At 55.8% G+C, this 2,797-nt stretch carries 2 rRNA genes (1 of these 2 only partly in view); both read right to left on the bottom strand.

Annotated elements, in window-relative coordinates:
* Positions 1-4 precede the first annotated feature (4 nt).
* Positions 5-121: ribosomal RNA gene (gene rrf, locus DMH03_RS41900) — 5S ribosomal RNA — on the bottom strand.
* Between the two features lie 83 nt (positions 122-204).
* Positions 205-2,797, bottom strand: a 23S ribosomal RNA gene (locus DMH03_RS41895) (it continues 543 nt past the right edge of the window).

The following is a 2,797-nucleotide window of genomic DNA, read 5'->3' as shown; positions in this document are numbered from 1 at the left end:
GTTAGTCCGGCGGTGTCCTACTCTCCCACAACCCTTCGGTTGCAGTACCATCGGCGCTGTCAGGCTTAGCTTCCGGGTTCGGAATGGGACCGGGCGTTTCCCTGACGCTATGACCACCGAAACACTGTGAAACAACCACACCACCGTATACTGCTGGTGGTTGTGTGGTGTTTCAGAGCTGTAGAGTGGATGCGTAACATCTTTGTGGGCAAGTCCTCGGCCTATTAGTACCAGTCAACTCGATAACACATTACTGTGCTTCCATTTCTGGCCTATCAACCCAATGGTCTGTTGGGGGCCTTAACCCACATGGGGTGGGATACCTCATCTTGGAACAGGCTTCCCGCTTAGATGCCTTCAGCGGTTATCCCTTCCGAACGTGGCCAACCAGCCATGCCACTGGCGTGACAACTGGCATACCAGAGGTTCGTCCGTCCCGGTCCTCTCGTACTAGGGACAGCCTTCCTCAAGTATCCTACGCGCGCGGCGGATAGGGACCGAACTGTCTCACGACGTTCTAAACCCAGCTCGCGTGCCGCTTTAATGGGCGAACAGCCCAACCCTTGGGACCTACTCCGGCCCCAGGATGCGACGAGCCGACATCGAGGTGCCAAACCATGCCGTCGATATGGACTCTTGGGCAAGATCAGCCTGTTATCCCCGGGGTACCTTTTATCCGTTGAGCGACACCCCTTCCACCAGGTGGTGCCGGATCACTAGTCCCGACTTTCGTCCCTGCTCGACATGTCTGTCTCACAGTCAAGCTCCCTTGTGCACTTGCACTCAACACCTGATTGCCAACCAGGCTGAGGGAACCTTTGGGCGCCTCCGTTACTCTTTAGGAGGCAACCGCCCCAGTTAAACTACCCATCAGGCACTGTCCCTGAACCAGATCATGGTCCGAGGTTCAGATTCCCAATCCGACCAGAGTGGTATTTCAACAACGACTCCACCAACACTAGCGTGCCGGCTTCACAGTCTCCCACCTATCCTACACAAGCCGAACCGAAAACCAATACCAAACTATAGTAAAGGTCCCGGGGTCTTTCCGTCCTGCCGCGCGTAACGAGCATCTTTACTCGTAGTGCAATTTCGCCGGGCCTGTGGTTGAGACAGCCGGAAAGTCGTTACGCCATTCGTGCAGGTCGGAACTTACCCGACAAGGAATTTCGCTACCTTAGGATGGTTATAGTTACCACCGCCGTTTACTGGCGCTTAAATTCTCAGCTTCACCCCGAAGGGTTAACCGGTCCTCTTAACGTTCCAGCACCGGGCAGGCGTCAGTCCATATACATCGTCTTGCGACTTCGCATGGACCTGTGTTTTTAGTAAACAGTCGCTTTCCGCTGGTCTCTGCGGCCACCACACCCTAGCCTGCAAGAGGCTTCAAGTGCACTGGCCCCCCTTCTCCCGAAGTTACGGGGGCATTTTGCCGAGTTCCTTAACCACAGTTCACCCGATCGCCTTAGTATTCTCTACCTGACCACCTGTGTTGGTTTGGGGTACGGGCCGTGCACGCACTCGCTAGAGGCTTTTCTCGGCAGCATAGGATCACTCTACTTCGCCTCAATCGGCTACGCATCACGTCTCAGCCTTAATGAAACACGGATTTACCTATGCTTCGGCCTACACGCTTACACCAGTACTACCACTCACTGGCGGAGCTACCTTCCTGCGTCACCCCATCACTCGACTACTACGGAATCAGATCCCACGCTCCACACAGAAACCTCCGTCCGAAGACTTTGGTAACTGGCTTCGGGTGGTTAGTATCAACCGCCTCATCCTGGGCGCACGTGCTCGGGTACGGGAATATCAACCCGTTATCCATCGACTACGCCTGTCGGCCTCGCCTTAGGTCCCGACTTACCCTGGGCGGATTAGCCTGGCCCAGGAACCCTTGGTCATCCGGCGGCAGAGTTTCTCACTCTGCATTCGCTACTCATGCCTGCATTCTCACTCCCACACCCTCCACGACTGGCTTCCGCCGCCGCTTCCCTGGATGCAGGACGCTCCCCTACCCATCAACACGACTAGACGTTCCCGCAAAGAGAACGCCGATCTATATGTGTCAATGACACAGCTTCGGCGGTGTGCTTAAGCCCCGCTACATTGTCGGCGCAGGACCACTTGACCAGTGAGCTATTACGCACTCTTTCAAGGGTGGCTGCTTCTAAGCCAACCTCCTGGTTGTCTGGGCAATCCCACATCCTTTCCCACTGAGCACACACTTGGGGGCCTTAGCTGGTGTTCTGGGCTGTTTCCCTCTCGACGACGAAGCTTATCCCCCGCCGTCTCACTGCCACACTCTCACACCACGGTATTCGGAGTTTGGTTGATTTCGGTAACCCGGTAAGGCCCCTAGACCATCCAGTAGCTCTACCCCCGTGGTGAAACATGTGACGCTGCACCTAAATGCATTTCGGGGAGAACCAGCTATCACGGAGTTTGATTGGCCTTTCACCCCTACCCACAGCTCATCCCCTCAGTTTTCAACCTAAGTGGGTTCGGCCCTCCACGTCGTCTTACCGACGCTTCAGCCTGGCCATGGGTAGATCACTCCGCTTCGGGTCTAGACCACGCGACTCAGACGCCCTATTCAGACTCGCTTTCGCTACGGCTACCCCACACGGGTTAACCTCGCCACGCAGCACTAACTCGCAGGCTCATTCTTCAAAAGGCACGCCATCACCTCAACATCACAAGGATGTGCTCGGGCTCTGACGGCTTGTAGGCACACGGTTTCAGGTACTCTTTCACTCCCCTCCCGGGGTACTTTTCATCTTTCCCTCACGGT

It is taken from the genome of Amycolatopsis sp. WAC 01376 (assembly GCF_003947415.1).
GTDB lineage: Bacteria > Actinomycetota > Actinomycetes > Mycobacteriales > Pseudonocardiaceae > Amycolatopsis.
Note: the sequence above shows the minus strand (reverse complement) of the source record. Positions and strands in the feature narration are given on the sequence as shown.